14 protein-coding genes are annotated in these 14,737 nt (G+C 73.2%); 10 read left to right on the forward strand and 4 right to left on the reverse strand.

Annotated features, from left to right (window positions below; genetic code table 11):
- Nucleotides 1-53: 53 nt before the first annotated feature.
- Both ACP7BI_RS03445 and ACP7BI_RS03450 read left to right on the forward strand, forming a co-directional pair.
- Nucleotides 54-1,340: an MFS transporter gene (locus tag ACP7BI_RS03445; RefSeq protein WP_425843765.1), complete on the forward strand. Its 1,287-nt coding sequence runs from the start codon at nucleotides 54-56 to the stop codon at nucleotides 1,338-1,340.
- Between the two features lie 133 nt (nucleotides 1,341-1,473).
- Complete coding sequence (locus ACP7BI_RS03450; RefSeq protein WP_425843766.1) at nucleotides 1,474-1,965, forward strand: glutathione peroxidase; 492 nt, start codon at nucleotides 1,474-1,476, stop codon at nucleotides 1,963-1,965.
- A 272-nt stretch (nucleotides 1,966-2,237) separates the two neighbouring features.
- Here ACP7BI_RS03450 and ACP7BI_RS03455 read toward each other — a convergent pair whose 3' ends face one another.
- Genes ACP7BI_RS03455 through ACP7BI_RS03465 form a run of 3 tightly spaced genes read right to left on the reverse strand, consistent with a single transcriptional unit; the run spans nucleotide 2,238 to nucleotide 5,374 of the window.
- Nucleotides 2,238-3,416, reverse strand: coding sequence for a thiolase family protein (locus ACP7BI_RS03455; RefSeq protein WP_425843768.1), 1,179 nt, complete (start codon nucleotides 3,414-3,416; stop codon nucleotides 2,238-2,240).
- A gap of 32 nt (nucleotides 3,417-3,448) precedes the next feature.
- Nucleotides 3,449-4,609, reverse strand: coding sequence for an acyl-CoA dehydrogenase family protein (locus ACP7BI_RS03460; RefSeq protein WP_425843770.1), 1,161 nt, complete (start codon nucleotides 4,607-4,609; stop codon nucleotides 3,449-3,451).
- Between the two features lie 6 nt (nucleotides 4,610-4,615).
- Nucleotides 4,616-5,374, reverse strand: a complete 759-nt coding sequence (locus ACP7BI_RS03465; RefSeq protein ID WP_425843771.1) for an SDR family NAD(P)-dependent oxidoreductase — start codon at nucleotides 5,372-5,374, stop codon at nucleotides 4,616-4,618.
- Nucleotides 5,375-5,616: 242 nt separating this feature from the next.
- Between ACP7BI_RS03465 and ACP7BI_RS03470 the strand changes: the two genes are divergently transcribed.
- Genes ACP7BI_RS03470 through ACP7BI_RS03480 form a run of 3 tightly spaced genes read left to right on the forward strand, consistent with a single transcriptional unit; the run spans nucleotide 5,617 to nucleotide 8,646 of the window.
- Entirely contained in the window at nucleotides 5,617-6,795 is a 1,179-nt protein-coding gene (locus tag ACP7BI_RS03470) for an acyl-CoA dehydrogenase family protein (protein WP_425843773.1), read from the forward strand.
- Nucleotides 6,796-6,806: 11 nt separating this feature from the next.
- A complete protein-coding gene (locus ACP7BI_RS03475; RefSeq protein ID WP_425843774.1) occupies nucleotides 6,807-7,877 on the forward strand; it encodes a 3-hydroxyisobutyryl-CoA hydrolase in 1,071 nt (356 codons plus the stop codon).
- The gene (locus ACP7BI_RS03480; protein ID WP_425843775.1) at nucleotides 7,870-8,646 is read left to right on the forward strand and encodes an enoyl-CoA hydratase-related protein; all 777 of its coding nucleotides are present in this window, start codon (nucleotides 7,870-7,872) and stop codon (nucleotides 8,644-8,646) included. The genes ACP7BI_RS03475 and ACP7BI_RS03480 overlap by 8 nt, the downstream gene beginning before the upstream one ends.
- A 108-nt stretch (nucleotides 8,647-8,754) precedes the next feature.
- Here ACP7BI_RS03480 and ACP7BI_RS03485 read toward each other — a convergent pair whose 3' ends face one another.
- Nucleotides 8,755-9,318, reverse strand: coding sequence for a MarR family winged helix-turn-helix transcriptional regulator (locus ACP7BI_RS03485; protein ID WP_425843776.1), 564 nt, complete (start codon nucleotides 9,316-9,318; stop codon nucleotides 8,755-8,757).
- A 63-nt stretch (nucleotides 9,319-9,381) separates the two neighbouring features.
- Here ACP7BI_RS03485 and ACP7BI_RS03490 point away from each other — a divergent pair, with 63 nt between their 5' ends.
- The 5 genes from ACP7BI_RS03490 (at nucleotide 9,382) to ACP7BI_RS03510 (ending at nucleotide 14,713) form a co-directional block, all read left to right on the forward strand.
- Nucleotides 9,382-10,173: an electron transfer flavoprotein subunit beta/FixA family protein gene (locus ACP7BI_RS03490; RefSeq protein ID WP_425843777.1), complete on the forward strand. Its 792-nt coding sequence runs from the start codon at nucleotides 9,382-9,384 to the stop codon at nucleotides 10,171-10,173.
- Nucleotides 10,170-11,135 carry an electron transfer flavoprotein subunit alpha/FixB family protein gene (locus tag ACP7BI_RS03495; RefSeq protein WP_425843778.1) on the forward strand — a complete coding sequence of 322 codons (966 nt, stop codon included), beginning with the start codon at nucleotides 10,170-10,172 and terminating at the stop codon, nucleotides 11,133-11,135. The genes ACP7BI_RS03490 and ACP7BI_RS03495 overlap by 4 nt, the downstream gene beginning before the upstream one ends.
- A gap of 881 nt (nucleotides 11,136-12,016) precedes the next feature.
- Nucleotides 12,017-12,955, forward strand: a complete 939-nt coding sequence (locus ACP7BI_RS03500; protein ID WP_425843779.1) for a cytochrome b/b6 domain-containing protein — start codon at nucleotides 12,017-12,019, stop codon at nucleotides 12,953-12,955.
- A 79-nt stretch (nucleotides 12,956-13,034) separates the two neighbouring features.
- Nucleotides 13,035-13,883 (forward strand): hypothetical protein, encoded by an 849-nt coding sequence (locus ACP7BI_RS03505; RefSeq protein ID WP_425843780.1) that lies wholly within the window; start codon nucleotides 13,035-13,037, stop codon nucleotides 13,881-13,883.
- Between the two features lie 35 nt (nucleotides 13,884-13,918).
- Nucleotides 13,919-14,713, forward strand: coding sequence for a sulfite exporter TauE/SafE family protein (locus ACP7BI_RS03510; RefSeq protein WP_425843781.1), 795 nt, complete (start codon nucleotides 13,919-13,921; stop codon nucleotides 14,711-14,713).
- Nucleotides 14,714-14,737: the final 24 nt, after the last annotated feature.

Raw genomic sequence — 14,737 nt, forward strand, 5'->3', positions numbered from 1 at the left:
ATCGAGACGCCCCCGGCGCGCGATGGCGCGCGCCCGAGCTCAGGAGTCCCGCGATGACGACCACCGCAACCGTCGCCGCCGCCCGCAAGCCGCCGTCGCCCATGCGGCGGCCGGCCTACCGCCGCCTCATGGTCGGCTGGGTCGCGACGAACCTCGGCGACAGCGCCCTCTACCTCGTGCTGGCGATCTGGGTGCGCGAGCTGACCGGCTCCGACGCTGCTGGCGCGCTCGTCTTCCTCTTCATCGGCCTGCCGGCGCTGCTCGCGCCGTTCGCCGGCCAGCTCGCCGACCGCGTGCACCGCCGCCCGCTGCTCATCGGCACCAACCTCGGCACCGCCGCGGTCGTGCTGACGCTGCTGCTCGTGCAGGGCGCCGAGCACGTGTGGCTCATCTACGCCGTGACCTTCGGCTATGGGCTCGCCGCCTACCTGACCGCCGCGGCCCAGTCGGGCCTGCTGCGCGACCTGCTGCCCGACGAGGAGCTCGCCGGCGCCAACGGCATCTTCACCTCGGTCGACAACGGCATGCGCATCGTGAGCCCCGCGCTCGGGGCCGCGCTCTACGTCGCCGCGGGCCCCGCCGCGGTCGTCGTGCTGGCCGCCGCGGGGTTCCTGACGATGGCAGTGCTGCTCGCGACGATCCGCATCCAGGAGTCGGAGCCCGAGCCGCGCCTTCCGGGCGAGACCTACTGGCACGAGCTGTCCGGCGGCTTCCGCGCGCTGCTCGCCGACCCGCTGCTGCGGCTGCTGACGATCGCGACGGCGCTCGGCTTCGGCATCACGGGCCTGCTGAACGCGACGATCTTCCCGCTCGTCGAGCACGGCCTGCAGGAGGGTCCGGCGGCGCTCGGCCCCGCGCAAGCGATCCAGGGCGTCGGCGCGCTGCTCGGCGGACTGTGCTCGGCGGCGGTGCTGCGACGGCTCGGCGAGCGGCGGCTCGTCGCGGCCGGGCTCGCGCTCCTCGGGCTCGGCACGGTCGCCGCGTTCCTCGCGGTGCAGTGCCCGCTTGCAGAGGCATGGATGCGCTGGGGCGCGATGGGCGGGGCTCAAGCGCTCATCGGGTTCGGCGTGCCGTGGATCATCGTCGGCGTCGTGACGCTGCGGATGCGGCTCACGCCGCCGCGGCTGCAGGGCCGCACCTCGGCGGCGCTCAACGTGTCGATCAACGTGCCGCAGATGCTCATGCTCGCGCTCGGCAGCGCCTTGCTGACCGCCGTCGACTTCCGCTGGCTCGTCGGGGTGGCAGCGGCCGGCGTGCTCGTCGCGGCGCTCGCCGCGTGGTCGGGCCGCCGCCTCGACGCACCAGCCCCGCCCGCCGCGTCCGCCACCCCGCCCGCCTGAGCTGGCCGGGCCGCAGAGTTCCGGCACTCTGTCGTCCTGACGCCTTCAGATCGCGGAGTTCCGGCACTCTGTGAGGGGCGGGCAGGCGCCGCGCTCTCGGGGCGCGCATAGCAACGCGCGGCAGAGTGGCGGCATGACGACGCTCAGCGACTTCCAGGCAGAGGCCCTAACGGGCGAGCAGGTCGACCTGAAGGACTTCGAGGGCAAGGTCGTGCTCGTCGTGAACACCGCGAGCCAGTGCGGGCTCACGCCCCAGTTCGAGGGGCTCGAGCAGCTCTATCGCGAGCTGCAGGAGGACGGGCTCGTCGTGCTCGGCTTCCCCTCCGACTCGTTCAAGCAGGAGCACGACTCGGTCGAGCAGATCGCCGAGGTGTGCCAGAAGAACTACGGCGTGAGCTTCCCGATGTTCGCGCCGATCGAGGTCAACGGACCGTCGACGCATCCCGTCTTCCAGTGGCTGAAGGACGAGAAGAAGGGGATGCTCGGGGGCGCGATCAAGTGGAACTTCACGAAGTTCCTGGTCGGCCGGGATGGCCGCGTGATCGAGCGCTTCGCCCCGACGACGACGCCCGCCGAGCTGCGGCCGCAGGTGGAGCAGGCGCTCGCCTCACCGCTGGTCGAGTAGCCGCCCCTTCCCGTCGGTCGAGTAGCCGCCGCAGGCGGCGTATCGAGACCCGTCGGTCCCGTCTCGATACGCGCGCTTCGCGCGCTACTCGACGAGCGGGGAGTGCGCGACTCGACGAGCGGGGAGTGCGCGACTCGACGAGCGGGGAGTGCGCGACTCGACGAGCGGGGAGTGCGCGACTCGACGAGCGGGGAGTGCGCTGCTCGACGAGCGGGGAGCGCGCTGCTCGACGAGCGGGGAGCGCGCTGCTCGACGAGCGGGGGGGGGGGGGGCTACAGGCGCTCGATGATCGTCGCGTTCGCCATGCCCGCGCCCTCGCACATCGTCTGCAGGCCGTAGCGGCCGCCGCTGTGCTCGAGCTCGTTCACGAGCGTCGCGAGCAGCCGCGTGCCCGACGAGCCGAGCGCGTGCCCGAGCGCGATCGCGCCGCCCCGCGGGTTGAGCCGCTCCGGGGCGGCGCCCGTCTCGCGCAGCCACGCGAGCGGCACCGACGCGAACGCCTCGTTCACCTCGAACGCGTCGATCTCGTCGATCCGCATGCCGGCCCGGTCGAGCACCTTCGCGGTCGCCGGGATCGGACCGGTGAGCATCAGGATCGGGTCGTCGCCCACGACCGAGAACGCGACGAAGCGGGCGCGCGGTCGGAGGCCCAGCGCATCCGCCTTCTCCTTCGACATGATGAGCGCTGCCGAGGCGCCGTCGGTGAGCGGTGACGAGTTGCCGGGCGTGATGCGCCACTCGATCTCGGGGAAGCGTTCCGCGTAGCGGGGGTGCTCGAACGAGGGCTTGAGACCCGCGAGCCCCTCGCGCGTCGTCGACGCACGCACGGTCTCGTCGCGCCGGTGCTCGCCCGCGGGCGTCGCGATCGGCACGACCTCGCCCTCGAAGCGGCCGTCGGCGGCGGCCGCCGCGGCGAGCTCGTGCGAGCGGGCGGCGAAGTCGTCGAGCTCCGCACGGCTGAAGCCCCACTTCGCGGCGATGAGCTCGGCCGAGATGCCCTGGTGCACGAGCCCGTCGGGGTAGCGCTCGACGAGCCTCGAGCCGTGGATGTCGCGCTCGATCGCGGCAGTGCCGAGCGGCAACCGGCTCATCGACTCGACGCCGCACGCGATCACGACGTCCTGCGAGCCGGCCATGATCGCCTGCGCCGCGAACGTCGCGGCCTGCTGGCTCGAGCCGCACTGCCGGTCGATGGATGTGCCGGGCACGTGCTCGGGGAACCCGGCGGCGAGCAGGGCGTTGCGCGTCACGTTGCCCGACTGCTCGCCGACCTGCTGCACGCAGCCGCCGATGACGTCGTCGACGATCGCGGGGTCGATGCCCGTGCGCGCGACGAGCTGCTCGAGCACGCTCGCGAGCAGGTCGACCGGGTGCACGCCGTGCAGCGCGCCACCGGGCTTGCCCTTGCCCGACGCGGACCGCACCACGTCGACGATCACTGCCTCACGCATCCGTCATCCCTCCGTCGCCGCGTCGATCGCCGCTATGCCCGTGTCCGCTTCGCGATGTCCCGGGCGATGATCTCCTTCATGATCTCGGTCGTGCCGCCGTAGATCGTCTGCACGCGCGAGTCGCGGAACGCCCGCGAGATGGGGAACTCGTCCATGAAGCCGTAGCCGCCGTGCAGCTGCAGGCTGCGCGTGATGACGCGCTGCTCGAGCTCGGTCGCCCACCACTTCGCCTTCGACGCGTCGACGGTCGTCAGGTGCTGCTCGTTGAGCGCGAGGATGCAGCGCTCGACGTAGGCGCGCGTGACGTCGAGCTCGGTCTCGAGCTCGGCGAGCGTGAAGCGCACCGTCGACAGGTCGCCGATCGCGGCGCCGAACGCCTGCCGCTGGAAGACGTACTCGCGCCCCCAGCCGTAGGCGGCCTCGGCCGACGCGAGCGCGCCGCACGCGATCGACAGCCGCTCGCGCGGCAGCCGCTGCATGAGGTAGACGAGACCCTGGCCCGGCTCGCCAACGACGTTCTCCGCCGGGATCCGCACATCCTTGAAGAACAGCTCGGCGGTGTCTTGCGCGTGCAGGCCGAGCTTCTTGAGCTTGCGGCCGCGCTCGAAGCCGGCCATGCCGTTCTCAACCAGGAAGAGCGTGAAGCCGCGCGAGCCCGCCGCCGGGTCGGTGCGGGCGAAGACGAGCACCTTGTCGGCGTGGAAGCCGTTGGTGATGAACGTCTTCGAGCCGTTGAGGATCCAGTCGTCGCCGTCGCGCACGGCGTTCGAGTGGATGCCCTGCAGGTCGCTGCCCGCTCCCGGCTCGGTCATGCCGATCGCGCCGATCGACGTGCCGGCGGCCATCGGCGGCAGCCAGCGCTCGAGCTGCTCGGGGGTGCCGAGGTCCATGAGGTAGGGCAGCACGATGTCGTCGTGCACGCCGAGCGTCGCGTTCACCGAGGCGGCACCGATGCGGGCGAACTCCTCGCTGATCACCATGCGGAAGCGGTAGTCGTCGACGCCCATGCCGCCGTGGGCCTCGGGCACCGCGATGCCGAGGAGCCCCGCCTCGCCCATGAGCGGGTAGAGCTCGTCGCCGATCATCCCCGCCTCCTCCCACTGCGCGTAGTGGGGCGCGATGTGGCGAGCGGTGAACTCGCGCACGCTCTCGCGGAACGCGTCGTGCTCGTCGTCGTAGAAGCTGGAGCGCATCGTGACCTACCTCGGTGCCATTCGGATGGAGCCGTCGAGCCGGATCGTCTCGCCGTTGAGCATCGGGTTCGCGACGATCTGCGTGACGAGCAGCGCGTACTCCTCCGGCCGCCCGAGCCGGGCGGGGTGGGGCACCTGCTGGCCGAGCGAGACCTGCGCGGCCTCGGGGAGGCCCGCGAGCATCGGCGTCTCGAACAGGCCCGGCGCGATCGTCATGACGCGGACCTGCAGCGCCGCGAGCTCGCGCGCGAGCGGCAGGGTCATGCCGGCCACGCCCGCCTTCGACGCGGAGTACGCCGCTTGCCCGATCTGGCCGTCGAAGGCGGCGACGGATGCGGTGCTCACGATCACGCCCCGCTCCTCACCGATCGGCTCGAGCGCGGCCATGCGCTCGGTGGCGAGCCGGATGACGTTGAACGTGCCCACGAGGTTGATGTCGATGACGCGCTGGAAGGTCTCGAGCGGGAAGACGCCGCGCTTGCCGAGCACCTTCGCGGCGTCGGCGACGCCGGCGCAGTTGACGACGAGGCGGAGGTCGCCGAGCTCGGCGACGACGTCGAGCGCCGCGGCGACCGCTGCCTCGTCGCGCACGTCGGTGGCCGCGAAGCGCGCGCCGTCGAGCTGCGCGACCGCTTCGGCCTGCGGAGTGCCGCCGAGATCGGCGACGACGACCTTCGCGCCTGCGGCGAGCAGCGCGCGCGTGGTCGCGAGGCCTAGCCCCGATGCTCCGCCGGTGACGAGGGCGACCTGCCCGGTGATGTCCATGCGCACCCTTCGCGGCGCCGCCATCGGCACCATCGCCCCTGAACCTAGCGACCGCATCCGCCCCACCTCAACTGAGAGGTCTTCAACCGGATAGCCGGTGGGGCGCGACACATATCTCCTCGCCCCACCGGCTATCCGGTTGAAGACAGAGCGGGGTGGCGCGCCGCGCGCCGCGAGTGGTAGATATGTGGACGTCCACCGAACTGAGTGGACGCGCAAGCATGCGACGAGGAGGTCGTGCCGTGAGCACCGCCAGCCTGACCCACCCCGCCGAGTCGACCTCGGCGATCAGCGCCGAGGAGCGCGCCGCGCTCGTCGAGGCGGTGCGCGACTTCGCCGACGCGCGCCTCGCGCCGTTCGCGAACCAGCGCGACGCCGACCACGAGTTCCCCGTCGAGACGCTCCGCGAGGCGGGCTCCCTCGGCCTCGGCGCGATCGTCGTGCGCGAGGACGTCGGGGGATCCGGCCTCGCCCGGGTCGACGCATCCGCGATCTACGAGGAGCTCGCGCGAGGCGACGTCGCCGTCGCAGCGTACATCTCGATCCACAACATGGTCGCGTGGATGATCGACACCTTCGGCTCCGACGAGCAGCGCCGCGCGTGGCTCCCGAAGCTGTGCTCGATGGAGCACCTCGCGAGCTACTGCCTCACCGAGCCCGGCGCGGGCTCCGATGCCGCGGCGCTCGCGACGAGCGCCGTGCGCGACGGCGACGACTACGTGCTCACCGGCACGAAGCAGTTCATCTCGGGCGCGGGCAGCTCGGCGGTCTACGTCGTCATGGCACGCACGGGCGAGGCGGGCTCGCGCGGCATCTCGGCGTTCATCGTGCCGGCCGACGCACCGGGCCTCTCGTTCGGCCCCGACGAGCGCAAGATGGGCTGGAACGCGCAGCCGACGAAGCAGGTCATCCTCGACGGCGTGCGCGTGCCGGCAGCGAACCGGCTCGGCGAGGAGGGCGACGGCTTCGGCATCGCGATGCGCGGCCTCAACGGCGGCAGGCTCGGCATCGCCGCGTGCTCGATCGGCGGCGCGCAGTTCGCGCTCGAGCGCACGATCGCCTACGCCAAGGACCGCTCGACGTTCGGCGCCCCGCTCGCGACGCGGCAGCACGTGATGTTCCAGCTCGCCGACATGGAGACCGAGCTGCAGGCGGCACGGGCGCTGCTCGTGCAGGCGTCGGCGAAGCTCGACGCGAAGGCGGCCGACGCGCCCGCCGCGTGCGCGATGGCGAAGCGATTCGCGACCGACGCGGCGTTCTCGGTCGCCGACGAGGCGCTGCAGCTGCACGGCGGCTACGGCTACCTGCACGAGTACGGCATCGAACGGGTCGTGCGCGACCTGCGCGTGCACCGCATCCTCGAGGGCACGAACGAGATGATGCGCATGATCGTCGGCCGCTCGCTGCTGGACGCTCGATGACGGGCGGGCACGTGCGCACCGAGCACGTCCGCACGGAGCTGCGCGGCGCGCTCGGCGTCGTCGTGCTCGATCGGCAGCCGGCGCTCAACGCGCTCACGCACGAGATGGTGCTCGGGGTGGCGGATGCGCTGCGGCAGTGGGCGGACGACGCGCGCGTCGAGCGCGTGGCGATCACGGGCGCGGGGGAGCGGGCGCTCTGCGCGGGCGGCGACGTCGTCTCGCTCGTGGAGGACATCCGCGCGACGGGCGGCGAGGGCGCCGGCCGCTTCTGGCGGGACGAGTACGCGCTCAACGCCGCGATCGCGCGCTACCCGAAGCCGATCGTCGCGATCCAGCACGGCATCGTGCTCGGCGGCGGCGTCGGCCTCTCGGGGCACGCGAGCCACCGGGTCGTCACCGACTCGACGCGCATCGGCTTCCCCGAGGTGACGATCGGCTTCGTGCCCGACGTCGGCGCCACATGGCTGCTCACGCGCGAGCCCGGCGAGCTCGGCACGCGCGCCGCGCTCACCGGCGACCACTTCGGCGCCGCCGACGCGATCCTGCTCGGGCTCGCCGACACCTACGTGCCGGAGCGCCGGCTCCCCGAGCTGTTCGCGGCGCTCGAGGCCGCGGAGCCCGACGAGGCGATCGGCCGCTTCGCCGCCGAGCCGCCCGAGGGCCGGCTCGAGGGCGAGCGCGCCGTCGTCGACGAGGCGCTCGCCGGCGACGACGTGACGGGCGCGCTCGAGCGGCTCGACGCATCCGGCCCCGAGGGGCAGGCGATCGCCGCCACGATCCGGAAGCGCTCGCCCTTCGCCGTCACCGTGACGCTCGCTGCGCTGCGCCGCGCGCGCGGCCTGCCGAGCCTCGAGGCGGCGCTCGTCGACGAGTACCGCGTCTCGCGCGCGACCGCCATGCAGCCCGACTTCGCCGAGGGGGTGCGGGCGCAGCTCATCGACAAGGATCGCGCGCCGAAGTGGCGCCCATCGTCGCTCGCAGCGGTGACGCCTGCCATGGTGGAGGCGAGCTTCGCAGCGCCGCCGGAGGGCGACCTGCAGCTGCCCGCCGTCACCGATCGCACGAGGAGCACGCATGACTGAGCACGAGACCATCCGCGTCGAGCGGCAGGGCCGGGTCGCCTGGATCCACCTCGACCGGCCCGAGGCGCTCAACGCACTCAACGCGCAGCTCATGCGCGAGGTCGTCGCGGTCGCGAAGGAGCTCGACGCCGATGACGCGATCGGGGCGATCGTCGTGACCGGCTCGGAGCGCGCGTTCGCCGCCGGCGCCGACATCAAGGAGATGGCGGGCAAGTCGACCGCCGAGATGCGCGCCGACGGCCACTTCGACGCGTGGCTCGAGTTCGCGGCCGTCGAGAAGCCCGTCATCGCGGCGGTGTCGGGCTACGCGCTCGGCGGCGGCTGCGAGCTCGCGCTCATGTGCGACATCATCCTCGCCGCCGACACCGCGACCTTCGGGCTGCCCGAGGTCGGCCTCGGCGTCATCCCGGGCATCGGCGGCACGCAGCGCCTCGTGCGCGCGGTCGGCTACCCGAAGGCGGCCGAGATCATCCTCACCGGGCGCCGCGTGGGCGCCGAGGATGCCGAGCGCATCGGGCTCGTCTCGCGCGTCGTGGCGGCGGATGCGCTGCTCGAGGAGGCGGGGAAGGTCGCGCAGGGCATCGCGGCGAAGTCGCTGCCGGCGCTCCGCGCCGCGAAGGCGGCGATGGATGCGGCGCTCGAGGTGCCGCTCGCCGAGGGGCTCGCCGTCGAGGCGGAGCGCTTCACCGGCCTGTTCGACACGGCCGACCAGAAGGAAGGGATGGCGGCGTTCAGTGAGAAGCGCGAGCCGAGGTTCCAGCATCGCTGACGACACCCGTTGGTCGACTAGCCGCCGAAGGCGGCGTATCGAGACCCCTCGCTCGCGTCTCGATGCGCGCCCTGCGGGCGCTACTCGACGAGCGGGTGATGGTCGGGGCTACAGCGGCTCCGCCACCGGTCGCGGGTCCTCGAAGTCGCCCGCGCGCTTCCGCATCCGCGCGATGAGCCGCACGAGCTCCGCCGCGTCCTCGTCGTCGATGTCGAGCCCCGTGAAGGCTCGCTCGTTGAGCGCGACCGTCGCCCGCTCGACGAGCTCGCGCCCCGCATCCGTGATCGCCAGCACGGTCGCCCGCCCGTCGGTCGGGTGCTGCTCGCGCGTCACGAGCCCGTCGCGCACGAGCCGGTCGACCGTGCTCGTCACGCTCGTCGAGTGCACCTGCAGCCGCTTCACGGCCGACTTCATCGGGAGCCGCCCGTCGCGCGTGAACGCGAGCAGCCGCAGCACCTCGAAGCGCGCGAACGACAGCGAGAACGGCCGCAAGCACGCCTCGACCGGCGCGACGAGCAGCTGCTGCGCGCGGTTCACCGAGGTCACGAGCGTCATGCCCGGGACGGCATCCGTCCAGCCGTGCTCGATCCACTGGCGGCGGGCCTCGGCGATCGGATCCATCGGCATCGGCCTGCTGTTCGTCGGCCTGCTGTTCGTCGGCCTGTGGGGCATCGGCTCCTCCTCGTCGATCACCGTACCGTTGCCTCAGCACCCCACCACGAAGGGAACCGCTCGATGAAGATCGTCGTGCTCATGAAGCCCGTCCCCGACACGTACGGGCAGCGCGTGCTCGATCTCGAGACCGGCCTCGCCGATCGAGCCGCGAGCGAGACCGTCATCGACGAGATCGGCGAGCGCGCCCTGGAGGCGGCGCTGCAGCACGCCGAGCAGGCCGGCGACACCGAGGTCGTCGTGCTCTCGATGGCGCCGACCGAGTCGCAGTCCGTGCTCCGCAAGGGGCTCGCGATGGGCGCGGCGTCGGCGGTGCACGTCGCAGACTCCCGGCTCGCGGGCGCCGACTACGTGCGCACCGCCGAGGTGCTCGCCGCGGCCCTGCGCAAGACGGGCTTCGACCTCGTCATCGCGGGCGACGCATCCACCGACGGCAGCGGCGGCGTGATGGCCGCGATGCTCGCCGAGATGCTCGACGCGCCCGGCATCACCCGCCTCGAGGCGATCGAGATCACGGCGGATGCGGTGCGCGGCACCCGCGCGACCGACGGCGGGACGATGGTCGTCCAGGCGCCGCTGCCCGCCGTCGTCTCGGTGACGGAGGCGCTGCCCGACCCGCGCTTCCCGGCGCTGCGCGGCATCATGAACGCGAAGAAGAAGCCCGTCGAGCAGCTCACGCTCGACGACCTGCCGCTCGACGAGATCGGCGCGGCGCTCGACGAGACGGCGGCGCCGCGCTCGATCATGACCTCGATCGCCGAGCGGCCGCCCCGCTCCGCGGGCACCATCATCACCGACGAGGGCGACGCGGGCGAGCGCATCGCAGCCTTCCTGGCCGAGCGGAGGCTCGCGTGAACCCCATCCTCGTGCTGCTGCCCGCCGCTCCCGCGGGCGGCCTCATCGCCGGCACCGCCGAGGCGATCGGCGCGGCCGCCTCGATCGGCACGCCCGTCGCGGTCGTCACGGGGCCCGCGGATGCGCTGCCCGGCCTCGTCGAGCAGGCCGCGTCGTTCGGCGCGGCGCGCGTGCACACCGCGGTCGTCGAGGGCTCTGACCTCGGCGCCCCCGCGGCCGACGCCTTCGAGGCGGCGGCCCGGCTCGTGCAGCCCGAGCTCGTGCTCGTGCCCGCGACCGTCGAGGGCCGCGAGGCCGCCGGCCGGCTCGCCGCACGGCTCCGCGCGCCGATCGCCGCCGACATCGTCGGCGTCGCGCGCGACGAGCAGGGCGTCGTCGTGCGCCACTCCGTCTACGGCGGCGCGTACGACGTCGAGTCGGCCGCGACCTACGGACCGCTCATCGCGACGTTGCGGCTCGGCTCGATCGACGCCCGCGCCGAGGCCGTGACGCCGGAGGTCCAGCCGCTCGAGGTCACGGCATCCGGCCGTCGCACCGCGACGATCGAGCGCTTCGAGCCGATCGCGCAAGTCTCGACCCGGCCCGACCTGCGCACGGCGAAGCGCATCGTCTCTGGCGGCCGCGGGCTCGGCTCGAAGGAGCAGTTCGCGCTCATCGAGCAGCTCGCCGACACGCTCGGCGCCGCGGTCGGCGCCTCGCGCGCCGCGGTCGACGCCGGCTACGTCGAGCCGAGCGCGCAAGTGGGGCAGACCGGCACGTCGGTCTCGCCCGACCTCTACCTCGCGGTCGGGATCTCGGGCGCGATCCAGCACCGCGCCGGCATGCAGACGGCGAAGACGATCGTCGCGATCGACCGGGATGCGTCGGCCCCCATCTTCGAGATCGCCGACCTCGGCGTCGTCGGCGACCTGTTCACGATAGTGCCGCAGCTCACGGCGGCGCTCGAGGCGCGAAAGGGCTGACGGTGGAGCGAGCGGTGGTGGTGCGTCGGGGGCTCCCGCGCGTGCCCGGCGGCGAGCCGTGGCCGCCGGAGTCGGCCGTGCCGCCGGTCGGCGCGCCCTCGCCAGCTCCCTCGTTGGTGAGCGCGCCCGCCCCCTCCCGCCCGTCGAGCAGCGCGCCCGGCGCGCGTATCGAGACGAATCCGCCGCTCGAGGCGCCCGCCCCCTCCCGCTCGTCGAGTAGCGCGCAGAGCGCGCGTATCGAGACGAATCCGTCCGCTCCAGCAGCCGTCCGCCGCGGCTTGCCGCGCGTCGCCGGCGGCGAGCCGTGGCCGCCCGGGACGGGCGCTCCGATCGCTGCCGCCCCGGTCGAGCAGCCGGCCGGCGAGCCCGAGCCGCTGGGTGGTACCGATTCGTCGCCTGCCGCCCCCGTCGAGCGACCGATCGGTACCACCCCCGACGCCGACGCCGAGATCCGCCGCGGGCTGCCGCGCGTGCGCGGCGGCGAGCCGTGGCCGCTCGCTGACGCCGCCGCGTCGAGCAGCGCGCGGAGCGCGCGTGTCGAGCCGGAGTCGGCGGGTCTCGATACGCCGCCTACGGCGGCTACTCGACCAACGGAGGTGGAGGCGCCCGCGGCGGCTGCCCGACCAGCGGAGGCGGAGCAGCCTGCGGCGGCTACTCGACCGGCGGAGGTGGAGGCGCCTGCGGCGGCTGCTCGACCAGCGGAGGCGGAGCAGCCTGCGGCGGCTACTCGACCAGCGGAGGTGGAGGCGCCCGCCGCCACCCGTTCGTCGAGTAGCGCGCGCAGCGCGCGTATCGAGACGGAGGCGAGTGGTCTCGATACGCCGCCTGCGGCGGCCACTCGACCAGCGGTGGATGCGGCGGCTGCTCAACCCGCTCCCGCGGTGAAGCCCGCCCCTGCGGCGAAGCCGGCCGCCGCGCCGTCGATGCGCCCGGTCACCGCGCGCCAGTGGATCGCGACGGGCGTCATCGTCACGCTCGCGATCATCGGCCTCGCGACGATCGTCGTCGCGATCGCCCGCTGGTTCGTCGGCCTGGAGCCGGTCGCGGCGTTCATGCAGCAGTACTCCGGCACTTACGACCTGCCCGAGGGCGCTCCCGTCGGCCTGCCGCCGTGGCTGGGCTGGTCGCACTTCTTCAACTCGCTGCTGATCGTGCTCATCATCCGCTCCGGCTTGCAGGTGCGGTATGAGCGGAAGCCCGACGCCTACTGGACCCCGAAGCGCGGCGGCAAGAAGACCTCGCTCTCGGTCTGGCTCCACACGAGCCTCGACGTGCTGTGGGTCGTGAACGGGCTCGTCTTCGTCGTGCTGCTGTTCGCGACCGGGCAGTGGATGCGCATCGTGCCGACGAGCCTCGAGGTCTTCCCGCACGCGATCTCCGCCGGCCTGCAGTACGTCTCGCTCGACTGGCCGACCGAGCACGGCTGGGTGAACTACAACGCGCTCCAGCAGCTCGCGTACTTCACCACCGTGTTCGTCGCCGCGCCGCTCGCGATCATCACGGGCATCCGGATGAGCCGCTGGTGGCCGCAGGGAAAGGCCGGCCTCGACCGCGCCTTCCCCGTCGAGTGGGCGCGCGCGGTGCACTTCCCCGTGATGCTGTACTTCGTGGTCTTCATCGTCACGCACGTGCTGCTCGTGCTCACGACCGGGGCGCTGCGCAACCTCAACCACATGTACGCGGCGCGCGATGCCGACGACTGGCTGGGCTTCGCGTTCTTCGCCGGCTCGCTGCTCGTCATCGCCGCGGCGTGGTTCGCCGCGCGGCCCTCGCTGCTCGTGCCGATCGCGCAGCGCTTCGGCAGCGTCTCGTCCCGCTGACCCGCCGGGGGTCATCCCCCAGGTGGATCCCGGGGCGGCCGGGTGGCCCGGCCGGTCGCTCGCGCCTACCGTTGCTCGCATGACCGTCCCCAACCCCGCACCCTGGCCGGCCGCGCCGCAAGGGCAGCCGACGCAGCAGGCATCGGCGCAGCAGACCTCCGTCCCGCCCGTCGCCCCGACGCAGGCGACCACGCCGCGCCCGCCGCTGCCCAAGGCCGACGCCCACCGCGCCCGCCTCGCCGGCGGCCTCGGCGGCGGCATCGCCTGGCTCGGCCTCGGCATCTCGCAGGCCGCGATCCTCCTCCTCGCGCTGCCCTTCATCTTCGGCGCCGTCATCTTCGGCATCGGCTTCGCCCTCAGCGAGGGCGGTCCGAGCGCGACCGGTGGCGTCTGGCCGCAGCTCACCGACTGGCTCGGCTCCGCGGGCGGCATCGCCGTGATCGCCGCGATCCCGCTCGGCATCGTCGTCTGGCTCGTCGGCCTCTGGATCAGCGCCCGCATGCTCCGCCGCGCGGGCGTCCACCGCCCGGTCGGCGTCACGTGGGCGGGCTTCGGCATCGCCGCCGCCGCGAACATCGTGCTCGGCAGCCTCGGCTCGATCACGATCGGCCCCGCGTTCGGCGGCCTCCCCTTCGCCGGCGGGCCGAACCTCGACTTCGACCCGAGCGACACCGACTGGGGCGCGCAGGGCTGGAGCGGCGACCCGGGCGACTTCGATCCGAGCGCGATCGACCCCGGCTCGCTCGACCCGGGCCTCCTCGAGCGCATCGCCGAACCCGGCCAGCTCGTCGCCCTCGCCGGCCCGTGGATCGCGCTCGGCTCGCTCGCCTCGCTCATCGTGCCGATCATCCTGAGCACCTTCGCCTGGTGGTGGATGGCGCACGCGCTCCGCGCTCCCGCCCGGCCGGAGGTCGACGCCACCGCCTGAACGACGGATGCGGCCGGTCACGGCAAGATGGATGGGTGACAGACGATCTCGAGGCCACCCGCCGTCGCCCGCTGTGGTCGCTCATCGGGATCGGGCTCTTCGCCGGGTTCCTCTCGGGCATGTTCGGGATCGGCGGCGGCATCGTCATCGTGCCGCTGCTCGTGCTCGCCGCCGGCTTCGAGCGCCGCCTCGCCGCCGGCACGTCGCTCGCCGCGATCGTGCCGGCCGCGCTCGTCGGGGTCGCGAGCTACGCGGCGCTCGAGCAGGTCGACTGGCTCGTCGCGCTCATCCTCGTGATCGGCTCGGTGACCGGCGCGCAGGTCGGCGCCCACCTGCTCCATCGGCTGCCGCTGCTCGCGATCCGCTGGGCGTTCATCGTCTTCCTCGCCGCCGTCGCGGTGAGCCTGTTCCTCGTCGTGCCGTCGCGCGAGGCGGAGCTCGAGCTCACGGTGCTGCCGATCATCGGGCTCATCGTGCTCGGCTTCTGCACTGGCGTGCTCTCGGGCATCCTCGGCGTCGGCGGCGGCATCATCATCGTCCCGATGCTCATCCTGGTCTTCGGCCAGAGCGACCTCGTCGCCAAGGGCACGTCGCTCGCGATGATGATCCCGACCGCGATCTCGGGCACGATCGGCAACCTGCGGCGGAAGAACGTCGACCTGCGCTCCGCGCTCATCGTCGGGCTCTCCGCGTGCGTCACGACCGCGCTCGGCGCGGCCGTCGCCAACCTGCTCGACCCGCGCACCGCATCCATCGTCTTCGCCGTCTTCCTCGCCGTGCTCATCGTGCGGCTCGTGATCGAGGCCGTGAAGTCGAGCCGGAAGGCGTAGACGGGCAGCGAGCGGCTCCCTCAG

The organism is Agrococcus sp. TSP3-2-1 (assembly GCF_049897585.1).
In the GTDB taxonomy this organism is placed as follows: Bacteria; Actinomycetota; Actinomycetes; order Actinomycetales; family Microbacteriaceae; genus Agrococcus.

Bases quoted from the DNA above. Each gene is read 5' to 3' on its own strand.
- ACP7BI_RS03445 (WP_425843765.1), top strand. From the start codon at position 54: ATGACGACCACCGCAACCGTCGCCGCCGCCCGCAAGCCGCCGTCGCCC.
- ACP7BI_RS03450 (WP_425843766.1), top strand. From the start codon at position 1,474: ATGACGACGCTCAGCGACTTCCAGGCAGAGGCCCTAACGGGCGAGCAG.
- ACP7BI_RS03455 (WP_425843768.1), bottom strand. From the start codon at position 3,416: ATGCGTGAGGCAGTGATCGTCGACGTGGTGCGGTCCGCGTCGGGCAAG.
- ACP7BI_RS03460 (WP_425843770.1), bottom strand. From the start codon at position 4,609: ATGCGCTCCAGCTTCTACGACGACGAGCACGACGCGTTCCGCGAGAGC.
- ACP7BI_RS03465 (WP_425843771.1), bottom strand. From the start codon at position 5,374: ATGGACATCACCGGGCAGGTCGCCCTCGTCACCGGCGGAGCATCGGGG.
- ACP7BI_RS03480 (WP_425843775.1), top strand. From the start codon at position 7,870: ATGACTGAGCACGAGACCATCCGCGTCGAGCGGCAGGGCCGGGTCGCC.
- ACP7BI_RS03485 (WP_425843776.1), bottom strand. From the start codon at position 9,318: ATGCCCCACAGGCCGACGAACAGCAGGCCGACGAACAGCAGGCCGATG.
- ACP7BI_RS03490 (WP_425843777.1), top strand. From the start codon at position 9,382: ATGAAGATCGTCGTGCTCATGAAGCCCGTCCCCGACACGTACGGGCAG.
- ACP7BI_RS03505 (WP_425843780.1), top strand. From the start codon at position 13,035: ATGACCGTCCCCAACCCCGCACCCTGGCCGGCCGCGCCGCAAGGGCAG.